Source organism: Aeromonas sp. DNP9 (assembly GCF_001728955.1).
GTDB lineage: Bacteria > Pseudomonadota > Gammaproteobacteria > Enterobacterales > Aeromonadaceae > Aeromonas > Aeromonas veronii.
The window spans coordinates 1-23,675 of record NZ_LYSQ01000014.1; the positions used below are offsets into that span (position 1 = coordinate 1).

Below are 23,675 nucleotides of genomic sequence, written 5' to 3' on the forward strand. Positions count from 1 at the left end.
CGGACAATAAAAAAGCCAGCTGATGCTGGCTTTTTTATTGTCCGTTATCTGCAAGTCGCGGGCGACTTATTCGTCGTGCTTGCACTCACCGGTAGCACAGTGACCGTAGAGGTAGAGGCTGTGGTTGGTGAGACGGATATTGAATTTCTTGGCGATCTCGCGCTGGCGCTGTTCGATCACTTCGTCGGAGAACTCGATCACCTTGCCGCAGTCAAGGCAAACCAGGTGGTCGTGGTGCTCCTGAGTGGCCAGCTCGAATACCGACTTGCCACCTTCGAAGTGGTGACGGGTAACGATACCGGCATCATCAAACTGGTTGAGAACGCGATAGACGGTAGCGAGACCAATCTCTTCACCCAGGTCGATCAGTCGTTTATAGAGATCTTCGGCGCTGGTGTGCTGGCAGTCCGGCTGTTGCAGGATTTCCAGGATTTTGACCCGGGGCAAGGTGATCTTGAGCCCGGCCTTTTTTAACGCTTGGTTGTTGTCTGCCATATTCTACTTATTCGCATTCTCGAAGGTGGGGTTATTCTGATGGACTGCCGCAGGAATGGCAACCTTGAACTCGCTTGGCCTGTCATTATAGGTCGTAGCCTCCCTAAAAATAAACCCAGCAATTCAAGGGGTTTAGCCATAAATGGCCGGTTGGATTGAAATAATCAATCGTGTCGTCCGACTTGCTGGCATGGCAGATGTTGATAAGATGTAACTTTCATATTCTGGTCGGATGAGATCCATGGATTGGCTTTTTGACAATGCGGCCTGGGTGCGCCGTGCACTCAACGCCTGGCCCCCTTTCTGGGGCGCCGGTATCAAAATAGAGACCCTGAGCGATGACTTTCGCTACTGCCGGGTTACCCTGAAATCCCGCTGGTGGAACAAGAATGCCAACCGCACCCAGTTTGGCGGCAGCATGTTTGCCATGACGGACCCCATCTATCCGCTGATGCTGATGGGCTACTTCAAGAATCGCTACTACGTCTGGGACAAGGCGGGCAGCATCAACTACATCAAGCCGGGCAAGGGCAAGCTGGTGGCCGAGTTCAACCTGACCGAGGGCAAGCTGGCCGAAATCGTGGCGGCGACTGAAGGTGGCAACAAGCACTTCCCCGAATTCGAGGTCACGGTACAGGACAAGAGCGGCGAGCTGGTGGCGCAGGTCAAGCGCACCCTCTATGTGCGGGCCAAACCGGAGCACAGAGGTGAATAACAGGGAAGAATAAAGGCAGGCATCGCAACAAGCAGATACAACAAGGGCCCCGTCGGGGCCCTTGTTGTCAGAGGTATGAGGGGAAGCGGATTACTCCAGCTCGCCCAGGCACATCTCTTCGTGCAGCTGCTTGCACCAGCCCTTGACGCGCTCGGCGGTCAGCTCCGGTTGGCGATCTTCATCGATACCCAGACCGACAAAGTGCTTGTCATCGACCAGTGCCTTGGAGGCTTCGAACTCGTAGCCGGCAGTCGGCCAGTGACCGATGATGATGGCGCCTTTGGCTTCGACGATGTCGCGCAGGGTGCCCATTGCGTCGAGGAAGTACTCGGAATAGTCTTCCTGATCACCGCAACCGAAGATGGCGACCAGCTTGTTGGTGAAGTCGATTTCGCCCAGATCGGGGAAGAAGTCGTCCCAGTCGGCCTGGGCTTCGCCGTAGTACCAAGTCGGGATGCCGAACATCAGCAGATCAAAGCTCTCGATGTCGGCCTTGCTGCTCTTGGCGATGTCACGGACTTCAATCAGGTTTTTGCCCAGCTCTTTCTGGATCATCTTGGCGACAGCTTCGGTGTTACCGGTATCGCTGCCAAAAAACAGACCTACACTTGCCATAGTGTTTAGTTACCCGTATTTGGTGTTAATGCTCAACGCTCAGACTGCAATGTCCACCGCAAAGGCGGACTCAATCTGTTGTTTCAGGATAGATTGGATCAGCTCGGCTCGGCTGATGTTCTGTTGTAACGCAAGTTGGTTCAGGCGCTCCAGCAACTCGGCCTCCACCTTTAACTCTACCCGCTTCAGCCCATTTTCCCGATCGCGCTTAAGCTGGTTACGCTTGTTGATCTTGAGCTGGGTCTCGCGGGGGAGTGGATTGGTCTTTGGCCTGCCGGGGCGCTTCTCATTTGCGAACAGATCCAGTGTTGTTCGATCAGTTTGCTGTTTGGCCATACATCACAGATGAAAATAAGTTAGCCGAGTCCTGAGCCTTCCCAGCCCAGTTCGATCAGCCCCTTGGCGACAAAACCCGCACAACCCAGAAACAGTACCAACCAGACGATAAAACGACCGAAACGGGGCACGTTGCCGCGCTTGAGCACGTCCTGAATGGCCAGGCCAATCAATATGAAAATGGCCACAAAGAATAACTTGAGGCCCAAACTTTCGATCAGGTCGATATGTTCACTTAGCATGGATTGCGCACACTCCTTATGACCGGCGCACTATATCACAAAGGATTTGAAACTGTTAACCGCCTGTCGACAGGAAATCCACAACCAATTTGTTGAACAGAGCCGGTTTTTCCGCATGCAGCCAGTGGCCGGTACCCGCGATGACACGCACCTTTGCCGCCGGGAATTGAGCCAGTGCCGTCTCGCTGTATTGGGGCTGCATATAGTCAGAATCCCCCCCTTTGATAAAGAGCACCGGCCCCTCGAAGCGATGCTCATCCTCTGGCCAGCCCATGATGTTGGCGTAGTTTTGCTCAAGAGCAGGCACATTGAAGCGCCAACCCCAGCCATGCTCGCCTCTGGCGAAGGATTTGAGCAGGAACTGGCGCACCCCGGCGAGCTCGATATGCTGCGCCAGCATGGCTTCCGCTTCACTGCGGCTTTGCGGCGGCGTGCGCAGTGTGGCGTTGAGTCCGGCGAACACATTCTGGTGGCGGGAGTGGGGATAGGCGACCGGCGCCATGTCGGCCACCACCAGCTTGGTCACCCGCTCTGGCGCCAGCTTGGCGACCTGCATCGCCACCTTGCCACCCATCGAGTGGCCAATCAGGGTCGCTTCGGCAATCTCCAGCCGATCCATCAGGGTCAGGATATCGGCCGCTTGCGCCGGATAGCTCATCTCGCTGCTATGAAAGGAGGCACCGTGGTTGCGCAGATCGACGCTGATGACCCGGTACTGTTCGCAGAGGGCACGGGCCAGCAGTCCGAGGTTATCGAGGCTGCCAAACAGGCCGTGGATCAGAATGACCGCCGGGCCCTGACCCTGCTCCTTGAAGTTCAATATGCTGTTTTGTTGCAAAATGACACCTTGTCGGTCGTGGGTGCGTATCGCTGTTTTATTTAACGCACTGGAAAGAAAAGGATTTCGTCCAATGAATTGGGATTTTATGTGGTTTTTTTTCTAAAAAATCCCGTCCGGATCGGCTATCAGTGCGGCTGATCACACACTTGGGCCGCTATTATGCCGTATTCTCGATGAGATTCATGTACATCTGCCAGCCCCTTGCTTGGGCTGTCGGGTTTGCCTATGTATAATCGCCGCATCCGAATTTCGACGAGTCCAGCGCATCCCTATGAAAACCATCGAGCTTGATGACGATCTCTACTTCTATATCGCCAGCCAGACCCGGCACATTGGTGAGAGTGCCTCCGATATCCTGCGCCGTCTGCTGGAACAGCCTGCTCACCAAGGTGTGCCGGTTGCCGAGCCCGTTGCCGTCGCGCAGCCCAGTGCGGTAGCCACCCAACAAGGGCTGCAAGCCCTGCTCGATTCCGGTGAACTGCAAAAAGAAGAGAAGTCCATCAACCGCTTCATGCAGGTGCTCAGTACCCTCTACCGGGATAACCCGGAAGGCTTTACCCAGGCCACCGAAATCAAGGGGCGCAAGCGCGTCTATTTCTCGCAGGATCCCGAGGCTCTGCGTGCCAGTGGCAGCACCACCAAGCCCAAGCCGGTACCGGAGACCCCGTTCTGGGTGATCACCAACACCAACACCAGCCGCAAGCAGAATATGGTGGCCCAGCTGATGGCCAGCATGGGCTATGGCGAAGAGGTGATCGCGCAGGTGTGTGGCGCAATTTAACGATTCTTCAAGACTCAGGCCTTGCCCGGCAAGGCCGCCATTACGCAAGGAAAACGCCATGGCTCAGCATTCCCACGCCGGTCAACCGGCCCGTTTAAGCGACCTGACCAACATTCCCCGTCTGGTCAGCGCCTACTACCTCAACAAGCCGGACATGAGCCGCCCCGAGCAGCGGGTTGCCTTCGGTACCTCCGGCCACCGCGGCAGCGCTCTGCACAATGCCTTCACCGAATCCCACATCCTGGCGGTGACCCAGGCCCTGGTGGAGTATCGCCAGCAGGTCGGCATCACAGGCCCGCTGTTTGTCGGCATGGATACTCACGCCCTGTCCGAATCCGCTTTTGCCAGCGCCGTCGAAGTGCTGGCGGCCAACGGCGTTGAAACTCGCATTCAAGCCGGTATGGGCTTTACCCCGACCCCGGTCATCTCCCACGCCATCCTGCGCCATAACGCGGGCAAGCCTGCAGCGCGCGCTGACGGCGTGGTGATCACTCCGTCCCACAACCCGCCGGAAGATGGTGGCTTCAAGTACAACCCGCCCCATGGTGGCCCCGCCGAAGGGGAGATCACCAAGTGGGTGGAGGACCGTGCCAACGCCATTCTGGAAGCGGGTCTGGCCGGCGTGAAACGGATGCCGTTCGCCGAGGCGCTCAAGAGCCCGTTCGTGGTCGAGCACGACTATGTCACCCCCTATGTGGATGATCTGAAGAACGTGCTGGATATGGATGCCATCAAGAACGCGGGCATCAAGATCGGTGTCGATCCGCTGGGTGGCTCCGGCGTTGCCTACTGGGACGTCATCGCCAAGACCTACGGTCTGAATATCGAGGTGGTGAACTACAAGGTCGATCCGACCTTCTCCTTCATGACCCTGGATAAAGACGGCAAGATCCGGATGGACTGCTCCAGCCCGTTCGCCATGGCGAGCCTGATTGCCCTCAAGGACAAGTTCGACATCGCCCTTGGTAACGACCCTGACTACGACCGTCACGGCATCGTCACCAAGTCCGGCCTGATGAACCCGAACCACTATCTGGCGGTGGCGATCCAGTATCTGTTTACCCATCGCACTGGCTGGTCTGCCGATGCCGCCGTCGGTAAGACGTTGGTCTCCTCTTCCATGATCGATCGGGTTGCCGGCGAGATTGGCCGAACTCTGAAAGAGGTGCCGGTCGGCTTCAAGTGGTTCGTGGATGGCCTCTACAGCGGCGAGTTCGGCTTTGGTGGTGAAGAGAGTGCGGGCGCCTCCTTCCTGCGCAAAGATGGCACCGTCTGGACCACCGACAAGGATGGTTTCATTCTGGCGCTGCTGGCGGCGGAAATTCTGGCGGTGACTGGCAAGGATCCGCAAGCCCACTACGACGCACTGGAGGCCAAATTTGGCCGCTCCAGCTACCGCCGCATCGACGCCCCGGCCAACAGCGCCCAGAAAGCAGTGCTCTCCAAGCTGGATCCGGCACTGGTCGAAGCCTCAACGCTCGCCGGTGAACCCATCATCGCCAAGCTGACCAAGGCGCCGGGCAACGATGCCGCCATCGGCGGCCTCAAGGTGGTGACCGAAAACGGCTGGTTCGCGGCGCGCCCCTCCGGCACCGAGTCCATCTACAAGATTTACATGGAGAGCTTCAAGGGCGACGCGCACCTAGATCTGATCCAGCAGGAAGCCCAGCAGATCGTCTCCGCGGCACTGGCCAAGGCTGGCGTCTGATTTTCGGGCCAATCAGCCGTGAATAAATAAAGTATTTAGCTTAAAAAAAAGGAGCCGTTAAGGCTCCTTTTTTTATCTGCTGATCGCGGTTTGTCAGCGCGCTGCCTTCACCGCCAGGCCCAGCTGCCATACCGCCATCGCGTAGTGGGTGCTGTGGTTGTAGCGGGTGATGGTGTAGAAGTTGGGCAGACCGTACCAGTATTGGTAGCCGGTGCCGACATCGAGGCGCAGCAGGCTCGACTCGCTGTGGTTGCCGAGGGTGCTGGTTGGCGTCAGCCCTGCGCGGCGCAGGGTGGCGACCGGGTAGCGGGTCTGGAAGCCATGCTCATAGCCGGGCAGTTGGCCCTGACCGCGTACTGCAACCGGTTGACCTTTCTCCCAGCCGTGGGCCTTGAAGTAGTTGGCGACGCTGCCGATGGCATCCACCGGATCCCACAGGTTGGTGTGGCCGTTGCCGTCAAAGTCCACCGCATAGCGCTGGAAGCTGGAGGGCATAAACTGGCCGTAGCCCATGGCGCCCGCATAGGAGCCCTTGGGTTCGGTGGGATCCATTCCCTCATCGCGGGTCATCACCAGGAAGGCTTCCAGCTCGCTGGTGAAGAACTCGGCCCGGCGCGGGTAATCAAACGCCAGCGTGGCCAGTGCATCCAGAATGCGGGTCTTGCCCATCACCCGGCCCCAGCGGGTCTCGACCCCGATAATGCCGACGATGATCTCCGGCGGCACCCCGTAGATCTGCTCCGCCCGATTCAGCTCGCTTGCGTATTCACGCCAGAAGTTGACGCCGTTCTGTACGTTGTCGGGGGTGATGAACTTGGCGCGATAGCGGTTCCAGGCACCGGTCGGGCCGGTGGGCTTGGCGGTGGTCGGCGCCTGGGCATCCATCAGGCGAATGATCCAGTCGTAACGCTCTGCCTGTGCCAGCACCTGATGCAGCTGGGCGTTGTCAAAACCGTGCTTCTCGACCATTTTCTGGACGAACCGGTCCACGTTGGGGCGATTGGCGAAGTCCCCCTTGCTAACCCCTTGTGTATAAACGGGTTTGCTGGATGGCGCCTGATTGATAAAGGCGCTCGTGGGCTGGGGGACGACCACGGGTTTTGGCGCTGGGGCGCTGCTGCAGCCACCGAGCAGGGGGAATAATGACAGAGTGAGAAGAGAGGCAAGGCGACGCATAGGGTTCTCAAAGAGACTGATAAAAGTGCCGTCATGGTAAAACATTGTCATCCCCGTGCAAGTGTTCCGTGTGCCTTGTTTGCCGCCAATTCATCGTGCGATGGACTAGCCCTCCGGTGAGGGCTGTGCTGTTTAGCGCTGGGGGGGACGCAGGGTGTGGTAACCGCTCCAGAGCCGGGTCAGGGTGGTGATGGCGCAGAGCAGGGCAAAGCCGTAGGCGAGCGGGGCGAAAGCGGCTGGCCACAGGCACATCAGCACAAAGAGGGCGATGGTCTCGCTCCCCTCGGTGAGGCCACCCAGATAGTAGAGGGATTTGTGGTGGTAGACCGGATTGTCGATGCCCCGTTTGCCCGCCATGATGGCAAACGCCAGAAAGCTCGAGCCGGTGCCCATAAAGGCAAACAGCAGGGTGGCGGCGGGCAGCGCATTGGCGGGGGCGGCGAGGGCAAAGCCCAGCACCACGGCGGCGTAGAAAATAAAGTCCAGCGTGATGTCGAGAAAGCCGCCGCAGTCGGTGATGCCGGTTTCCCGCGCCACGGCGCCATCGAGCCCGTCCAGCAGCCGGTTGAGCAGGATGGTCGCGAGTGCCCACTGATAGCTGCCAAAGGCCAGCAGCGGCAGCGCCAGCATGCCGATGGCAAAGCCGGTGAGGCTCACCTGATTGGCACTGATCCCCGCACGGCAGAGCGGTTTGGCAAGCTGGGTGAGGGGGCTGCGGATCACGGGGATCAGATGGCGATCAAACAAGGTGAACACTCCTCGGTTAACAGTGGCATTCGGTGAGGTTGAGTATGGTGCCCGGCGCGTCTTCCGCATCGTGGGTCACCAGGATGGCGGGGATGGCCAGCGCCTTGATCTGCGCGAACACCAGTTCGCGAAAGGCGGCCCGCAGCGGCTTGTCGAGGCGGGAGAAGGGCTCGTCCAGTAGCAGGGCGTCGGGTTCGGCCAACAGCGCCCGCAGCAGACTGACCCGCGCCCGCTGACCCCCTGACAGCAAGTGCGGCAGCTTGTCAGCCTGATCCTCCAGCGCGACTTGTGCCAATGCGGTCAGTGCCTTTTCCCGCCGCGCACATTTTCCCTTGATGGTCGCTGGCATGCCGAACATCAGGTTCTCCGCCACCGTCAGATGGTCGAACAGCAGGTCATCCTGAAACAGCATGCCGATGCGCCTCGCTTGCGCAGGCAAGGTGTTGAGTGGTCGCTCGCCGAGTCTTATCTCCCCCTCCAGCCGGATCGGGCCGCCATCTGTCTGCGCGCCGGGCAGTACCCCCGCCAGCACCGCCAGCAGCGAGCTCTTGCCACAGCCGCTGGGCCCCATCAGGGTCAGCACCTCGCCCGGCGCCACCTGCAGGGCAGGGAGCGAAAGCAGCAGATTTTCATCAAGGTAAAGTCGAAGAAGCGTGGTGCTCAGCATATGGTTGTTTCCATCATCAGAGTTCATCGTTGGCAGCTCCCCTTGAGCGCCGGATTGAGCCGCGTCGGCAGCCAGAGTGCCAGCAGATAGATAACGAGCGGCAGCAGCAGTTGCAGCAGGCCGTAGAGCCCCGCCAGCCTCCGGTTTAGGCCGCTGCCGATGGCTACCGCTTCGGTGGTGATGGTGACCACTCTGCCAGCACCAAAGAGCAGGGTCGGCAGATATTGGGCCAAACTCACCGCCGCCCCGACGCTGAAGGCAAATAGCAGCGGGCGCGCCAGCAGCGGCGCTTTCACCTGCCACCAGGCTCGCCATGGCGTTGCCCCCAGCAGCAGCGCGCTCTGGGTGATCCGTGGATCGAACTGGCGATAGGGGCCGTGCAAACACAAATAGACATAGGGAAAGACAAACAGCAGCTGGCTCCAGAGCACCCAGCCCCAGCCAATGCCGCTGCTTATCGAACCATGTGCAAGCCAGTCCACCCCGAGCCGGATACCAAACAGCAGGCTCGCCTGCGGCAGCAACAGCGGCAGGCAGATAAGCCAGAGCGGCCAGGGGCGGCGCCCGGCTTGCGCCTCCAGACTGCACACCGCCATCACCAGTGCCAGCAAGCCGCTCGCCAGCGCCAGCAGTGCACTGGTTGCCAGCAGCGGCAGCAGGGTTGGTAGCAGATCCAGCCAGTAGTGGCAGCTCCACTGGATGGGCCAGAGGGCGGGAAAGGGCCAACGGCGCGCCAGTGACCAGAGCAGCAGGGCCGCCAGCACCGCCAGATTGAGGGTGATCAGAGTGAAGGCAAAGCCCGCTGCGAGCCGGTTGGCAAAGAAGTGGCGCGCCGCCCGTTTGCCATCGAGCCAGCAGCCTTTGCCCACCTCTTGATGAAGCCACTCCAGTAATCTGAGCATGGCAATGAGCAGCGCCGTGATGGCGAGCAGCAGCAGGGCGCCACTGGCGGTGGCGCCGCGCCAGAGCAGATCCGGATCCTGATACCAGAGCCACAACCGCACCGCTAGCGGGGCGGGGGCATCGGGCCCTAGCAGCTGGGCGAGATCCACCACCGCCACTCCGTAGGCCGCCACCGCATAGATGGGCAGGCGCAGGGCAGGCCACAGCGCTGGCAGCAGCAGGCGCCACCAGATCTGGGGGGCGCTGAAACCGAGGCTCGCCCCCAGCCACTGCTGGCGTGCCAGTTGGATGGGTTGTTGCGCAGCCATCGCCATCAGCAGCAGAAAGGGGGTCTCCTTGAAAACGAGCAGTGCAATCAGCCCGAGCCCTAGAGAGTCGCGAATGGTTTGCCAGTCGGGGGGGAGAGCAAAACCCGTTAGAGCTGGCGAGAGGAGCCGCAGCAGCCAGCCGGAGGGGGCGAGCAGAAAGGCAAAGCCGATGGCAAAGGCGACGTGGGGCATGGCCAGCATGGGCGAGAGCAGACGACGGAGCAGCCCGAAAGCCCGGCTGTCGCTGTGGGCCAGCAGCAGGGCGGTCATCAGCAGGCTGCCGAGGGTGGAGGCGGCGCCAATCCACAGGCTCAGCGCAGCGGAGTGCCATAGGCCAGGCTGGGCCAGGAGCAAGGCGAGATGAGAGGCGGTCATCCCCTCCGCCAGCAGTTGCCACAGCCCCGCCAGCAGAGGGATGACGAAGATCGCCAGATAAATGACCGCCATCCCCGTACTCATACTGGGATGGCGTGTCAACCGGCGCCATGGTCGGGAGAGGGCAAGTTGGTGATCAGCAACACTCATCAGTGGCCGTAACGCTCGGCCCAGGCCGCTTCCAGTTTGAGCTGCCAGCTGGGGTGAGGCTCGGCTACCGATTTGAAGCGCAGTGCCGGTTGCCCTTTGGCGGGATCAGGCAGCGCATCGGCCCGCAGCACGCTGGGATCACCCCAGAAGGCCGGATTGGCTTTTCGCGCCTGCGCCGCCGGGCTCAGCAGGAAGTTGGCCACCACCTTGGCACCCGCACGGGCACTGGCGTTGAAGGGGATGGCGAGAAAATGGCTGTTGGTGAGCGCCCCTTTTTTCATGGCGACCGCTTCCACTGTGGGGGGCAGGGCGCCAATCTGGGCGGCGCTCTGCGCCTCCTGCGGGTTGAAGCTGATGGCCATGGCCAGTTCGCCATCATCGAGTAGCTGGCGGGTTTCGGCGGCGCTGGTGGGGAACAGTTTGCCCTTGCGCCAGAGTGCCGGATGCAGCTCATCGAGCCAGGCCCAGAGCGGGGCGGTGAGTTGGGCAAAATCGCTCTCGGTCGCCTCCCGATAGAGGGGGGCGGGGTTTGGCGTCAACTCCAGCAGGATCTGCTTGAGAAAGCTGGAGCCATGGAATTGGGGCGGCTTGGGATAGGTGAAACGGCCGGGATGGGCCTTGGCCCACGCCAGCAGGGCTGCTGCCGAGGTGGGCGGGCTGGCGACCTCTTCGGTATCGACCATCAGGTTGAGCTGGCCGATTCCCCATGGGGCTTCCAGCCCTTCCACCGGCAGGGTGAAGTCCTCACTTACCGGCAGGCTGCTGTCGACCAGCGCCATGTTGGGTAGCTCGGCGGTAAAGGGAGCGCCAAGCAGCCCCTGCTCCTTGAGCGCCTTGAAGTTCTCGCCATTGACCCAGAGCAGATCGATGGGGCCACCCGCTTGCTTGCCTGCCTGCTTGTTGGCCAGCAGTTGGCTGACGCTCTGGGCGATGTCATCCACCTTCACCTGTACCAGCTTGACCTGATAGTCGCGCGCCAGCTCCTGCCCGGCCCACATCAGATAGGCGTTGATCTCCGGGCTGCCGCCCCAGGCGTTGAAGTAGACGGTCTGTCCCTTCGCCTCCTCAAGGGTCTGTTGCCAGTCACCGTCTGGATTGGCCGCCAACTGCGAGCCGCTGGCCAGCAGTGGCAGGGCGCACAGCAGGGCGTTTAGCCGCTGTTTGAGCCAAGAGTTGCGGTGCGAGTTGAGGTGTGAGCCGAGCAGTGAGAATGGCTTGAGCATAAACGTTTCTCTGGTTGTCAGGCGCCACGGCGCCAGCGGTGATAACGGGCCAGCAACGCCAGTACCCGGGTGGGCTGGTGGGCCCGTTTCCATTCACCCGCCACATATTTGTTCCCCTCCATCAGGGTGGGATAGGCGTGAATGGTGCCGAGGATCTTGCCCAGGCCGAGGCGGTGACGCATGGCGAGCACGAACTCGGCAATCCGCTCACCGGCGTGAGTGCCCACTATGGTGGCGCCAAGGATAGTATCCTTGCCCGGGACGGTCAGCACCTCGACAAAACCGTGGCGCTCCCCATCGGCAATGGCTCTGTCCAGCTCGGCCAGCTCGAAGCGGGTCGCCTCGAAGGGAATCCCCTGCGCTTCGGCCTCCTTGCGATTGAGGCCGACCCGGGCAATCTCCGGCGTGGTGTAGGTGGCCGCCGGAATGACCCGATAGTCGGCCCGAAAGCGCTTGAACTGGCCAAACAGGGCATTGGCCGCCGCATACCAGGCCTGATGGGCGGCGAAGTGGGTGAACTGGTAAGGGCCCGCTACGTCTCCTACCGCCAGTATGCTGGGGAAGTTGGTGGCAAGGAAGCCATCGACCGCTATGGTGCCGCGGGGGGCAAGCTCGACTCCCAACGCTTCGAGCCCGAAGCCGCTTACATTGGCGGTCCGACCCAGTGCCAGCAGCAGTTGATCACCTTCCACCACCTGTGTCTCATCGCCACGGCGCAGTTGCAGCCGGATGGGGAGATCCCCATCGGCTGCGGGCAGATAGTCGGCTCGTTCGGCGCGCCAGCCGGTGAGTAGCTGCACGCCATCTCGGCTCATTTGCCCGGCAAGGGCGTCGGCTACCTCACTATCTTCGCGGGGCAGCAGTTGCTCCGAGAGTTCCACCAAGGTCACGGGAATGCCGAGCAGGGCGAAGCTCTGGGCCAGCTCGCTGCCGATGGGGCCGCCGCCCAGCACCAGCAGGCGGCGCGGCGGGGTGCGCAGCTGCCAGAGGCTATCCGAGGTGAGGTAAGGCACCTGATCCAGCCCCGGCAGCTTGGGCACCAGCGGCCGGGCGCCGGTGGCGATAACGATATGGCGGCTGGCGAGGCGCTGGCCGTTCACCTCCACCTCCCAGGGAGAGACCAGCCGCGCCTCTCCTTCAATGCACTCCACTCCAAGCCCCTGATAGCGTTCGATGGAGTCGTGTGGCTCGACCTCCTTGATTACCTTAGCCACCCGCTCCATCACGGCGGCAAAATCGGCGCGGGAGTGGCTTGGGCTAAAGCCCAGCTCGTCGGCTTTACGCTGCTCTGCGGCAAAGCGGGCGCTTCGGATCAGTGCCTTGGAGGGAACACAGCCGCTGTTGAGGCAATCGCCCCCCATCTTGTGTTTCTCGATGAGCGCCACCTTGGCCTTCACCGCCGCGGCGATATAGCTGGTGACCAGCCCACCTGCACCGGCACCGATCACCAGCAGGTTGTAGTCGTAGCGAGCGGGTTTGCGGTAGGGGGCGAGCAGGCGCCGCTGCGCAAGGTATGCGGTTAATTTCTTGACCAGCCAGGGCATCAGCCCCAGCAGGGTCAACGCGACCATCAGGCCGGGGGAGAGGATATTGCCGGTGCTGGTTAACTGGCCAAGCTCGCTGCCCGCCAGTACATAGACGAAGGTGCCGGGCAGCATGCCAAGCTGGCTGACCCAGTAGTAGGTGCTGACTCTGATGGGGGTGAGCCCCATCAGCAGATTGACCAGAAAGAAGGGGAAGATGGGGATGAGGCGCAGGCTGAGCAGATAGAAGGCTCCCTCCTTCGCCATGCCGGACTGAAAGGTGGCCAGCTTGTCGCCAAAGCGGGCGGTGACCCAGTCGCGCAGCAGAAAGCGGGCGCTGAGAAAGGCCAGGGTTGCGCCTATGGTGCTGGCAAAGGAGACCAGCAGCAGCCCCCAGGCGACGCCGAACACCGCGCTGCCACCCAGGGTGAGCAGGCTGGCTCCGGGCAGGGAGAGGGCGGTGCTTAGCACATAGATAAGCACGAACAGCAGGCTGGCCGAGACAAAGTGGCTGTCGACCCATTGCGCCACTGCCGCCTGCTGGGCCTGCAAGGCGTCCAGAGTGAGGTAACGACCGAGATCGAGGGCAAAAAAGGTGCCGATAAGGCCCCCCATCACCAGTGCAAGCAGCAGGCGGGTCCGGTTCATCAGGCGTCCTTGCTGTCTGGCTGTGCGGGGCGTTCCGGCTGCACCGGCAGCTGACAGAAGCCCTGCGGCGCGATATCGAGGGCGGCGTTGAACTTGGCCGACATGTTCTGGAAGGCGATAAGGCCGGTCAGTTCCACCATGGCGTCGTCATCGAACCAGGGTTTGAGGCGGGCCGCCTGCTCATCGCTCACCCCATCCAGCCCGGTCATCGCCTCGGTATAGTCGAGCACAGCTTTTTCCCGCTCGTCAAACAAGGGGCTTTCGCGCCAGTTGGCTAGCGCCTCCACCTTCTCGCTGGAGCCGGCTCTCTTTACCAGGGTCATGGCGTTGATGTCGACACAAAAACGACACCAGTTGAGCTGGGAGACCCGCACCGTCACCAGCGAGCGCAGCACGGGATCGATGGGGGAGCGCTTGCGGTTGATGACGCCGTAGAGGGTGGCGACGGCGGCAAAGAGGCGCGGCGAGCGGCCCCAGCATTTGCCCGGAATAAGCACCTGACCATAGTTGCGCTTTTGCAGCCAGAAAAAGGGACGGATAAACCAGGCATATTCCCGGTCGGGTTTGACCTCAACGCGCATCAGTTACCTTCTTGTTGTTTCACACTTACGGTTTCAAATTGGGTTTGTAGGCCTGACCGAGGCGCTCGTTCAGGCGGGTCAGGAAATCCTCGATCCGCGCTCGGTTGGTGCCCAGATCGCTTTGCCCCTGACGGGAGGCTGATCGCATATCGATGCGGGTCTCTTTGGGGCCAGCAAAGACCCGCAGCGCCACATCATCCTGAAAGCCGAACCAGCCGGTGGTGACCACTGCATCCAGACCATCCTGGCTCGGTCGTACCTGCCAGCCCAGCTCCTGCATCAGTTCGCTGGCTTCAATCACTACCTCGGCAGGAGAAGCCCTGGTAAAGAGAGGACCGGGTTTTGCCTCAACTGCTTTCAGCGGTGCGCTATTTATTGGCAGATCCTGCGCCGTTCTCAGCTCTGCCGCCCAGCGCAGTTGGGGGGGATTGTAGGGATCTGTGCTCACATCGTTGATCAGCGGCATGCGCAGCGCCTGTGCCACAAATGTCAGGGGCAGCAGTAGCGGCAAGGCGCCAAGGCCGCTGGCGTAGCGGTTGCGGCTCCAGGGCAGGCGTACCAGCAAGATCAGGGAGACAAGAGCTCCGATGAGACAGATCGCAAAACCGATCCACCATGGCCAGAGATGAAAGCGGCTGCCGAGTGCGCCAGCGAGCGGGAGTAACCAGGCCAGCAGGGGCCACAAGCAAGAGCGGGGCATAGCACGGGATCCATCGTCGAATGTGGACAATGTCGAGAAGGATAAACTTAATTGCCTGATAACGTTAGTAAATTGATGAGAGTTTGGCGTGGTTTTGGTCAGTTTTGCGAGGGGGGGATGCAGAGGTCGGTGAAGCCCGCCTGATGGGAGCTTCACCGAGAAAATGGTCAGTTGCGATGACTTAGTTGCGATAGAGCACTTTGATCAGATGAAAGCCGAACTTGGTGCGCACCGGTCCCAGCACCTTGAGCAGTTCGCCCTTGAAGACGGCATCGTCGAAGGGCTTGACCATATCCCCTTTATTGAACTCCCCCAGATCGCCGCTGCGTTTTGCAGAAGCGCAGGTAGAGAAGCGCTTGGCCATCTGGCCGAAGTCGGCTCCCTTCTCAATCTTCTCCTTGATCTCCAGACACTGTTTTTCGGTCTTGACCAGAATGTGCTGGGCACAGGCTTTTTTCATCGGGGCGCTCCTGGGAGTGATGGCGAAGGTTGTTAACGCCAAGGGTGGTAGCAAATGGGGGCGCAAGAGTACCCCAATTTGCCACCGGCGTCAGCCATCACAGCCCGCCATTTACCGGCGTTCGTCAGCCCTGTTACTGGCGAGCGCGGGTGGCCAGCACGGCGCGGGGACGCGCTTGCCAGATGATCTCCAGCCCGAGCAGGGCGTAGAGGCTCCAGATGGCCAGCGGATTGAGCCATTCGCCCCCCAGTTGCAGGGTCATCAGGGCGCAACCTGCCAGCAGCAAGGTGATCCCCGGCAGCCGCCAGTGGGCGGGCAGGGGGGCCAGCAGCGCCATCGCCAGCAAAATGCCGAGGCCAAACGGCAGGTTCAGGGCGGTAAAGGCCAGTGCCTGTTGGCCACTCATGCCGGTCAGCAGGGCCAGCAGGGCACTGCAACAGGCGAGAAAGGTGATGAACTCAAGACGATCGGCAATATAGTCAGCCATCTGTTCGCTACGTGCATGCATGATGTGTCTCCTTCAGTTGATGGTTCAAGTGTGAGGGAGGGGCGCTTGCAAAGGCAGCGGGATAATTCGATTGCGCTGAACGAGCAATTCTTAATCACCCGCAACGGCGGGCTTTGGTGTGTGCCGGGCCTGTTAAACGGTGAGGGTGGGGTGATGCCGACAAACTCTGTCGTGGTGGGTTTCTGGTTGCAAAGAGAGGAGGAGAGGTGACAAATGGTGCCTGATGGTGGGGTGAGCCTTATTCAGGGCGGGTCAATTCGCTTCCATCGGGAAAGCGGGCGGCGTCATTGTCACCAAAATGTGTGATTTGTGGTCAACCTCTTAAAAGATATGGCGAATTTGCCAATGGCGCCGCGCTGTCGCTGGCCGATGCCTATGTTAGGATAAGGTTCGCCATTTTTCTGGCGCGCATTTTTGTGTCACGGCCATGCACTGCATGGCGTGCTGCGCCGCATTCGGGGTTGGCCCGAAAGGGCGATGGTTTCCTTCACCACAGATTCAGGAATATTGACCTTTGACAGGATGCATTTCATCCCTGCTGGCAGGGCGTTCACTGTCCGGCCTTGCCTTTCGCCGCGGCCTGCGGGTTCTGGGGGGGGGCCTGTTGCTGTCGCTGCTGGCTTCGCCCGCGTTTGCCGCCAAGCTCACCTATCAGGTCAAGGGGTTGAAAGGGGAGAACAAGGATAACGTCGAAGCCTACCTCAATGCCCTGCCGATCTATCAGGAGCGGCAATACCGCCCGGCCCGCGCCAAAATCACCGAGAGCGTGCAAAAGGCGCTGCAGGTTTATGGCTACTACCAGCCGAAAATCACCCTGAGTCGCGACAAGAAAACCCCGTCCAAAGTGGTGATTGAGGTGGACAAGGGGGAGCCGGTCATCGTCTCCCGCCTCGATATTCTGCTGGAGGGGGATGCGGGCAGCGACGAGCTCTACAGCGCCCTGCTGGACAAGTTGCCCCTCAAAGAGGGAGAGCCCCTCAACCACGCCAAATATGAATCCATCAAGGCCGATCTCGGCAGCCTCGGGCTGGCCCGCGGTTACTTTGATGCCAAGCTGAGCAAGAGTCAGGTCAAGGTGTTCCCGGACAAGGGGACGGCAGAGATCTTTATTCTGTTCGAATCGGGCCATCGCTACCGTTTTGGCGAGATCCGCTACGATGCCACTCCCGAAGCGCTTCACCTTATTCGCCCGCTTATCAACATCAAGAGCGGCGATCCCTATCTCGCCATCCGTCTGGCCGAGATGTCGCAGGATGTCTCCTCCACCAAGCTGTTCCGTCAGGTCGATATCAAGCCGGTATTGAGCGAGGCGAGCAACTATCGGGTGCCCATCGCGGTGACGCTGGATAACCGGGTCGATCACGAAATCGAGACCGGTATCGGTTACGCCACCGACGTAGGCCCGCGGATGAGTGCTACCTGGGAGAAGCCCTGGGTCAACCGCTATGGTCATCGTCTGTTTGCCACCGCCAAGGTGTCGGCGCCGGAGGCAGAGCTCAGCTTCGACTATCAGATCCCGGTGGGCAACCCGCTGCGGGACTACTACTCCATCCAGACCGGCTACCAGTACAAGGACAACAACGATACCCGCTCCGATCTCACTACCATCGGTGTACACCGCTGGACGCGGCGGCCGGAGAGCTGGGATCGGGACGTCTTTATCCGGCTGGAGAACGAAATCTATACCCAGGGCGCCGACGAGGGGAACAGCTTGCTGCTGATCCCCGGGGTCTCCTGGTCTCGGTTGCGGGTGCGCGGCACCCTGGTGCCCGATTGGGGGGATCGCCAGCAGCTGACGCTGGAGTTCTCCGACCCCAGATGGGGTTCCGACATCAGCTTTATGCGGGTGTGGGGGCGCAGCAAGTGGCTGCGAACTCTTGGCGATAACCACAGATTCCTGATGCGGGCAGAGCAGGGGGCCATCATAGGTGACAGCTTCTCGCTGGTGCCACCGTCCTTGCGCTTCTTTACCGGTGGCGATCAGACGGTGCGCGGCTTTGGTTACGAGAGCATCTCCCCCACCGGGCCGGATGGCAAGCTGACTGGTGGCCGCTACACCAGCGTGGCCAGTCTGGAATACAACTACCGCTTCAGCGAGAAGTGGCTGGGGGCCATGTTTGTGGATGGCGGCACCTCCACCACCGATTACAGCGAACCCTGGAAAATAGGTACCGGCGTCGGTGTGCGCTGGGTCACCCCCATCGGTCAGGTCAGGCTGGATCTGGCGGTCGGGGTATCGGAGGAGGACAAGCCCTTGCGGCTGCATTTCGCATTGGGGCCTGAATTATGATGTTGTCTAAACGCTTTTTTCTTTGGCCGCTGCGGCTGTATCTTGCGCGGGGGTCTGCATTGTGATCTGGCTAAAACGTATTTTTCTCTGGCTGATGGGGCTGGTGTTCCTGCTGCTCATCGGCGTCAGCCTGCTGGGCTTTACCCATCAGGGCAACAAGTGGTTGTGGCAACAGGCCAAGGGAGCGCTGCCTTCTCTCAAGGGGGAGCTGGTGGCCGGTCAGCTTGGCTATGGCTGGACCCTGGAAGGGGTCGGCTGGCAGGATGAGCTGGTGGATGTGACGGTGGATCGCGCCGTGCTCGACTGGGATCTGGGCAAGTTGCTGCAGGGCAAGCTCTGGATAAAATCCCTGGCGGTGACTCATCCGGTGGTCAAGGTAGCCAATTCCGAGCCTGCTCCGGAAGAGCCTTCCGAACCCTTTGTCTGGCGCCCGCTGCCACTCAAGATCCAGGTCGACAGCCTCAAGGTGGCCGATCTCGATCTGGCGGTGCCCGGTGTGGCTGTGACCCTGGGGTCCCTCGATATCGGCGCCACCCTCAACCGCAAGGGGCTGATTGTACGCGGCCCGGTGCTCGATAACCTGACGGTGACGCTGGATGACGCGGCACCCGCCAGCGCAGCCAAATCTGCCAAGCAGCCGGCCGCTAACGAGAAGCAAGCCGGTGCTGCGGTGGCGCGCAACGACAAGGCCAGCGCCAAGACCCCCAAACAGGGCAACGGGGCGCCAGCTGCAAATACGGCAAAGGCAGCCCCCATTCTCCTGCCCGCCATTCATCTTCCTTTCCCCATCCAGCTGGAAGGGGTCAGCGCGACCCGGGTGCAATATAAGCAGGGCGAGCTGATTGAAGGGCTCGACAAGTTGCTGCTGTCGGCCACTGCTGCCGACGATCGCATCGAGGTGCGCGAGCTCTCGCTGCGCCACGCCATGGCCGATCTGGCGCTCAAGGGCCATATCCAGCTCAGTGACGACTACCCGCTGGCGGTGACCCTGGATGCCAAGGCCCGCAAGGGGCTGCTGGATGGCGAGCTGCAGGGTGAGCAGGCCACGTTGGCGCTGAGCGGCTCGGTCGGCAAGCTGGGGCTGGCGTTGTCGGCCAAGGGGCCGATCGCCGCCAATCTCAAGGGCTCTCTGGCCTCGCTCGACCCGGATCTCCCTTTTGATTTGGCCCTCGACTGGAAGAGCCTCGGCTGGCCGTTGCACAAGCCTGCCAAAGATGAGCCGAGCTATCGGCTGGACAAAGGGAGCCTGACTGCCAAGGGCAAGCTCTCCGGCTATCAGTTTGCCCTCAATACCTCCGGCAAGGGAACCGATGTCCCCCCCTTCAAGCTCGCGCTGGACGGCAAGGGGGATCTGGAGCGGCTCAGCAAGATCGCTTTGCAGCTCAACGCTCTCAAGGGGGAGCTGAAGCTCGATGGCAAGCTGGCCTGGAACAAGGGGATCGAGTGGCAGGGAACCACCCTGTTCAAGGGGATCAATCCGGCCGAGCTGCTGCCTGAGCTGAAAGGGACGCTGGCCGGTGAGCTGGAGAGCCGTTTCGTGATGAACGAAGCGGGCCACTGGGAGCTGAAACTGCCCAAGCTCAAGGTGGATGGCAAACTCAACCAGTACCCGCTGGCCCTCAAGGGGGAGCTTAGCGGTAACGACAAGATGGAGTGGCTGATCCCGGCGCTCTCGCTGCAAAGTGGCCCCAACCAGTTGCAGGCCAAGGGCAGTATCAGCAGCGCCCAGTGGAGGCTCGATGCCAACCTGCAGGCTCCCCAGCTGGGGGGCATCTATCCCGGCCTGAAAGGGGATATCAAGGGACAGGTGAAGGTCAGTGGCAATCAGCAGACGCCAAAAATCGATGCGGATCTCGCTTCCGAGCGGCTCTACTATGCCGGCACCGACCTGAAGGGTATTAGCCTCAAGGGCAATGCGGTGATCGGCGCCAAACCGGCCGGTGAGCTCGCGTTGTTGGTGGCGCAGCTGAAACAGGGGGAAACCAAGCTCAGCCAGCTTGCCCTGAACCTCAGCGGCGATATCAGTCAGCATCTGTTGACCCTGACCATGAAGGGGGACCCTGTTGCGGCCAACCTCAAACTGGGTGGCGGCGTACGCGGGGATCACTGGCGCGGGGCGCTCTCCGAGTTGCAGCTGAAAACCCCGCTGCGCCGTTGGGACTTGAGTTCTCCGTGGGCGCTGGATCTCGATCTGCCGCGTCAGCGGCTGGCGATGGGGGATCTCTGTCTCGGCTCCCAGGGTGCCAGCCTCTGCGTCAAGGGGAGTCAGGTCTCCGCTGCCCAGGGCACTCTGGAGTTTGCCCTGAGCGAGTTTGATCTCAAGCGGCTGCGCCCCTGGTTGCCAGACAACTTCCGCTGGCAGGCGATGCTCTCGGCCGATGGCCGCGCCAGCTGGCGCGGCAATCAGCCTACCCTGCATGCGGTGGTGCGCACCACGCCGGGCACTTTTGTGGCCGATGGCCTCAAGACCGACTATCAGCAGCTGGCTCTGGCCCTGGATTTCGAGCGGCAGCAGGCGGCCATTCGCCTCGATTTTGCCTCCAAACAGATCGGCAATATCGATACCGATCTGCTGATCAGGGAGCCCGCCGGTCGCGGTCTGCTCGGTGGTCAGCTCAAGTTTGACGATCTCAAGCTCAATACCTTTGCGCCACTGATCCCTGAGGTGCGCTCCCTGCAAGGGATCATCTCCGCCGATGCCCGCTTCGACGGCACCCTGGCGGCGCCCCTGTTGTTTGGCCAGCTCAACCTGCGTGACGGTGAAGTGCAGACCCACTCTGACATGGTGACCCTGACCAAGCTGGTGACCCGCCTCAAGATTGAAGGCAATCGGGCCGAGCTGGATGGTTCCATGCTGGTGGGCAAGGGGCCGCTGGCGTTGGGCGGCTGGCTCAGCTGGGCCAAGATGCCGGTCAGCGGCAGCCTCACCATTCAGGGCAAGGATCTGGAGGCGCAATATCCGGGCATGGGCCGGGTCAGAGTCTCGCCCGATATCGCGGTGTCGCTGGGGGAGGAGACCCGCATTACCGGTCAGGTGGATATTCCCTGGGCGCGCATTCTGGTCAAGAGCTTGCCGGATTCGGCGGTGGCGGTCTCAGACGATGTGACCGTGGTCTATGACGATCTGCCCCCGGCTCCCAAGCAGGCAAGTCTGCCGCTGGCGATGAAGGTGGCGATCCGCCTTGGCAACGATGTGAAGCTCGATGCCATGGGGCTGAAGACCGATGTCTCCGGTGGCCTCAATATCCGTCAGGATCCCGAGAAGCCGCTGGCTGGCAATGGCCAGCTGGTGCTGACCAACGGCCGCTTCAAGGCCTATGGTCAGAACCTCATCATCAAGGAGGGGCGGATCCTCTTCTCCGGTCCGCTGGATCGGCCCTTCCTCAACATCGAGGCTAACCGGGATCCCGATACCATCGAGGGTCAGGTGACGGTCGGGGTGCGGGTGACTGGCCCTGCCAGCAAGCCTGAAATCACGGTCTACTCCGAACCGCAGATGGCGCAGTCGGAACAGCTCTCCTATCTGCTGCGTGGCAAAGGGTTGCAGACTGGCGGTGAGGATGGCGGTTTCAACGGTCTGCTGGTGGCCGGTGCGGTGAGTCAGGCCAACGGTGTTGTGTCGAGCATCGGCGAGTCGCTCGGGATGAGCGATGTCTCCCTCGATACCGCGGGCAGTGGTGACAACACCCAGGTGACTCTGTCTGCATATCTACTGCCGGGCTTGCAGTTCCAGTACGGGGTCGGGGTTTTCAGCCCCATCGCCGAATTCAAGCTGCGCTATGAGGTATTGCCACGGCTCTATCTGCAGGCGATGAGCGGGGTGGCTCAGGCGGTTGATATCTTCTATCGCTTCACCCTGTAACGCTTCATCCCGTAACTGGGCTGATATGAACGTAAACGGGAGGCGCAGGCCTCCCGTTTTTTTATTGCGCGATCGGCAGCAGGCAAACGGCGATAAGGGACTGGTGTGCAGAGGAATAACGGATTGGGCAGACCAGAAATGCGAAAACCCAGCGCTAGGCTGGGCTTTCTGAATGATGGTGGAGGGAGAAGGATTCGAACCTTCGAAGGCAGAGCCGTCAGATTTACAGTCTGATCCCTTTGGCCGCTCGGGAACCCCTCCACGGGGTATTGCTTTCAAATTGTCGCACTTGAAATGGTGGAGGGAGAAGGATTCGAACCTTCGAAGGCAGAGCCGTCAGATTTACAGTCTGATCCCTTTGGCCGCTCGGGAACCCCTCCACAAGTGCGAGGCGCATACTAACAGATCTTCCGGTTTTGTGAACCCCCAAGCAGGATTTTTCCATTAAAAGAATTGGATTTGTGGCCGATAACCAGTGAAATCGCCATTTTCGAGAGTTATCTCATGTTGCCCAGTTCAATCCGTAATCACCTGCTCGTCGATGAGGGACAGTTGGGGCAGCGCCTCAATCGTGACCTGCAGCATGGGGATCGGGCGGATTTCCGGTTGCATCTGGCCCTGCTCACCGACGCGGTGGAGGAGCAGCCCTGGTTTGATGCCAAACCGGCGGCCACACCCCAGAGCCGTGACTGGCGTCTGCACTTTGAGCTGAGACCGGCAGAGGTGCTGGTGGCTGAAGGGGCGGGGAGTGACTGCAGTGCCATCAATGAGCGGTTGCAACAGGGGGGAAGCATGGTGGATGTGCGGCTCTGGCTGGCGCTGCAAACACCGCCGCTGGCGGTCAAACAGCCGCTGCTGGATGAGGCTGTCTACGACAACCTGTCACCGCTGGCGCGGGAGCGGTTGCAAGGAAAGCTGGCCGATGTGCCGAGGCAGGAAGATCCGCTGGTATTGCTGCCGATCCTCGACCGTTTGCAAGAGGGGGTGGATACCCGGTTGCACTGGCTCAGTTGATGGTGCCTGTTCACTGGTGTAACGCGATGCTTGTGGTGTAAATCACAGGCAACAAAAAGGCGGGTGACCCCGCCTTTATGCTCTTTGGAATTTTTAGCCTTGCGGCATGCTATCAAGCGTCAGCTTCATCCGGTTGCGGCTGCTCTTTGAGGGCGGCATTGGCACGACGGGCAATCGGCTTTTCGGTATGGCGATTGAGTTGACGCTCCAGTTTTTGCCCCAGTTCGTTGATGGCGGCGTAGAGATCCTCATGCTCTGCCTGGGCAAACAGTTTGCCGTTGGGGATGCCAGCACTGGCTTCGACAGTGAACATCAGACGCTCTTTGGAAACAATCACATGGGGTGTGATGAGAGGCACCTGAAGACGTTCGAGCTTTTCAAAACGGGATTCGATGCGCTCGCGGATAGCCGGGGTGATGTCGATGATTTTGCTGGTAATTTCGATTTTCATATTGGCCCCCTTCGGGTCGTCTTGCTTGTGTCTTCACCTTCAGATTACTCATTGGTAAAGATTGAAATGTGATCCATGTCACATAACCTTCCCTTGGCTATTCAGCAACTTATAAATTGTGATCTTTTCCGGTTTCGTGCCAAAAACAGCTTGAGCTCCATGAAACTGGCAGGCAGTATGACGGGAATAGGATCGTTTCTGTCCCTTCTTGGCAGCACTTCGTGTCGACCTCATGTCCGGTTTCCACTGCTTGATATCGCATGTTTGTACTCTTCCCTCGCAACCTCTGATCTGATGAGCGGATGCAGGGGGCGTTGCTATGCCTGATTGGACATCAAACGTGGTTGGTTGTTGTG

General features: G+C 60.5%; 22 protein-coding genes and 2 tRNA genes. 6 read left to right on the forward strand and 18 right to left on the reverse strand.

The genetic code is table 11. The features are described 5' to 3' along the window. Positions 1-66: 66 nt before the first annotated feature. Positions 67-495: a ferric iron uptake transcriptional regulator gene (gene fur / locus A9G06_RS10890; RefSeq protein WP_005334301.1), complete on the reverse strand. Its 429-nt coding sequence runs from the start codon at positions 493-495 to the stop codon at positions 67-69. Positions 496-736: 241 nt separating this feature from the next. Between fur and A9G06_RS10895 the strand changes: the two genes are divergently transcribed. Beyond that, complete coding sequence (locus A9G06_RS10895) at positions 737-1,210, forward strand: DUF4442 domain-containing protein (RefSeq protein WP_005334300.1); 474 nt, start codon at positions 737-739, stop codon at positions 1,208-1,210. 90 nt (positions 1,211-1,300) lie between these two features. Here A9G06_RS10895 and fldA read toward each other — a convergent pair whose 3' ends face one another. From fldA to A9G06_RS10915, 4 genes are read right to left on the reverse strand one after another with little or no spacing between them, the layout of a single operon-like run. Then, complete coding sequence (gene fldA / locus A9G06_RS10900) at positions 1,301-1,825, reverse strand: flavodoxin FldA (RefSeq protein ID WP_005334298.1); 525 nt, start codon at positions 1,823-1,825, stop codon at positions 1,301-1,303. A 39-nt stretch (positions 1,826-1,864) separates the two neighbouring features. Continuing rightward, a complete protein-coding gene (gene ybfE, locus A9G06_RS10905; protein WP_005334297.1) occupies positions 1,865-2,161 on the reverse strand; it encodes a LexA regulated protein in 297 nt (98 codons plus the stop codon). 20 nt (positions 2,162-2,181) lie between these two features. Then, a complete protein-coding gene (locus tag A9G06_RS10910) occupies positions 2,182-2,403 on the reverse strand; it encodes a DUF2788 domain-containing protein (RefSeq protein ID WP_005334296.1) in 222 nt (73 codons plus the stop codon). 55 nt (positions 2,404-2,458) lie between these two features. Beyond that, the gene (locus A9G06_RS10915) at positions 2,459-3,241 is read right to left on the reverse strand and encodes an alpha/beta fold hydrolase (RefSeq protein WP_083243773.1); all 783 of its coding nucleotides are present in this window, start codon (positions 3,239-3,241) and stop codon (positions 2,459-2,461) included. Positions 3,242-3,515: 274 nt separating this feature from the next. Between A9G06_RS10915 and seqA the strand changes: the two genes are divergently transcribed. Beyond that, positions 3,516-4,025 (forward strand): replication initiation negative regulator SeqA, encoded by a 510-nt coding sequence (gene seqA, locus A9G06_RS10920; RefSeq protein WP_069555241.1) that lies wholly within the window; start codon positions 3,516-3,518, stop codon positions 4,023-4,025. Positions 4,026-4,083: 58 nt separating this feature from the next. Continuing rightward, entirely contained in the window at positions 4,084-5,733 is a 1,650-nt protein-coding gene (gene pgm / locus A9G06_RS10925) for a phosphoglucomutase (alpha-D-glucose-1,6-bisphosphate-dependent) (protein ID WP_069555242.1), read from the forward strand. A gap of 93 nt (positions 5,734-5,826) precedes the next feature. Here the strand turns inward: pgm and mltB are convergent, their stop codons facing one another. From mltB to A9G06_RS10975, 10 genes are all read right to left on the reverse strand, one after another. Then, complete coding sequence (gene mltB, locus A9G06_RS10930; RefSeq protein WP_069555310.1) at positions 5,827-6,909, reverse strand: lytic murein transglycosylase B; 1,083 nt, start codon at positions 6,907-6,909, stop codon at positions 5,827-5,829. Positions 6,910-7,041: 132 nt separating this feature from the next. Then, complete coding sequence (locus A9G06_RS10935; protein WP_069555243.1) at positions 7,042-7,656, reverse strand: CDP-alcohol phosphatidyltransferase family protein; 615 nt, start codon at positions 7,654-7,656, stop codon at positions 7,042-7,044. Positions 7,657-7,672: 16 nt separating this feature from the next. After that, a complete protein-coding gene (locus A9G06_RS10940) occupies positions 7,673-8,323 on the reverse strand; it encodes an ATP-binding cassette domain-containing protein (protein ID WP_069555311.1) in 651 nt (216 codons plus the stop codon). A gap of 23 nt (positions 8,324-8,346) precedes the next feature. Further along, positions 8,347-9,981, reverse strand: a complete 1,635-nt coding sequence (locus A9G06_RS10945; protein ID WP_139126221.1) for an ABC transporter permease — start codon at positions 9,979-9,981, stop codon at positions 8,347-8,349. 77 nt (positions 9,982-10,058) lie between these two features. Then, on the reverse strand, positions 10,059-11,282 hold the full coding sequence (locus A9G06_RS10950; RefSeq protein WP_253182326.1) for an ABC transporter substrate-binding protein: 1,224 nt from the start codon (positions 11,280-11,282) through the stop codon (positions 10,059-10,061). 17 nt (positions 11,283-11,299) lie between these two features. Continuing rightward, positions 11,300-13,453, reverse strand: coding sequence for an FAD-dependent oxidoreductase (locus A9G06_RS10955; RefSeq protein WP_069555245.1), 2,154 nt, complete (start codon positions 13,451-13,453; stop codon positions 11,300-11,302). Then, positions 13,453-14,034, reverse strand: a complete 582-nt coding sequence (locus A9G06_RS10960) for a carboxymuconolactone decarboxylase family protein (RefSeq protein ID WP_021231092.1) — start codon at positions 14,032-14,034, stop codon at positions 13,453-13,455. The genes A9G06_RS10955 and A9G06_RS10960 overlap by 1 nt, the downstream gene beginning before the upstream one ends. A gap of 25 nt (positions 14,035-14,059) precedes the next feature. Continuing rightward, positions 14,060-14,734, reverse strand: coding sequence for a DUF1499 domain-containing protein (locus A9G06_RS10965; RefSeq protein ID WP_069555246.1), 675 nt, complete (start codon positions 14,732-14,734; stop codon positions 14,060-14,062). A gap of 181 nt (positions 14,735-14,915) precedes the next feature. Next, positions 14,916-15,194 (reverse strand): peptidylprolyl isomerase, encoded by a 279-nt coding sequence (locus A9G06_RS10970; protein WP_005334269.1) that lies wholly within the window; start codon positions 15,192-15,194, stop codon positions 14,916-14,918. A gap of 133 nt (positions 15,195-15,327) precedes the next feature. Next, positions 15,328-15,702, reverse strand: coding sequence for a hypothetical protein (locus tag A9G06_RS10975; RefSeq protein ID WP_069555247.1), 375 nt, complete (start codon positions 15,700-15,702; stop codon positions 15,328-15,330). 514 nt (positions 15,703-16,216) lie between these two features. Here A9G06_RS10975 and A9G06_RS10980 point away from each other — a divergent pair. Continuing rightward, complete coding sequence (locus tag A9G06_RS10980; RefSeq protein ID WP_069555248.1) at positions 16,217-17,992, forward strand: autotransporter assembly complex family protein; 1,776 nt, start codon at positions 16,217-16,219, stop codon at positions 17,990-17,992. A gap of 61 nt (positions 17,993-18,053) precedes the next feature. Further along, positions 18,054-21,854, forward strand: coding sequence for a translocation/assembly module TamB domain-containing protein (locus A9G06_RS10985; protein WP_069555249.1), 3,801 nt, complete (start codon positions 18,054-18,056; stop codon positions 21,852-21,854). 176 nt (positions 21,855-22,030) lie between these two features. Here the strand turns inward: A9G06_RS10985 and A9G06_RS10990 are convergent. Both A9G06_RS10990 and A9G06_RS10995 read right to left on the reverse strand, forming a co-directional pair. Further along, positions 22,031-22,115 (reverse strand) — tRNA-Tyr (locus tag A9G06_RS10990). Positions 22,116-22,149: 34 nt separating this feature from the next. Beyond that, a tRNA-Tyr gene (locus A9G06_RS10995) sits at positions 22,150-22,234 on the reverse strand. A gap of 124 nt (positions 22,235-22,358) precedes the next feature. Here A9G06_RS10995 and A9G06_RS11000 point away from each other — a divergent pair. Next, the gene (locus A9G06_RS11000; protein WP_069555313.1) at positions 22,359-22,868 is read left to right on the forward strand and encodes a VC2046/SO_2500 family protein; all 510 of its coding nucleotides are present in this window, start codon (positions 22,359-22,361) and stop codon (positions 22,866-22,868) included. Positions 22,869-22,980: 112 nt separating this feature from the next. On the opposite strand, the gene raiA is transcribed toward A9G06_RS11000, so the two are convergent. Then, a complete protein-coding gene (raiA, locus tag A9G06_RS11005; protein WP_005334257.1) occupies positions 22,981-23,319 on the reverse strand; it encodes a ribosome-associated translation inhibitor RaiA in 339 nt (112 codons plus the stop codon). Between the last annotated feature and the right edge of the window lie 356 nt (positions 23,320-23,675).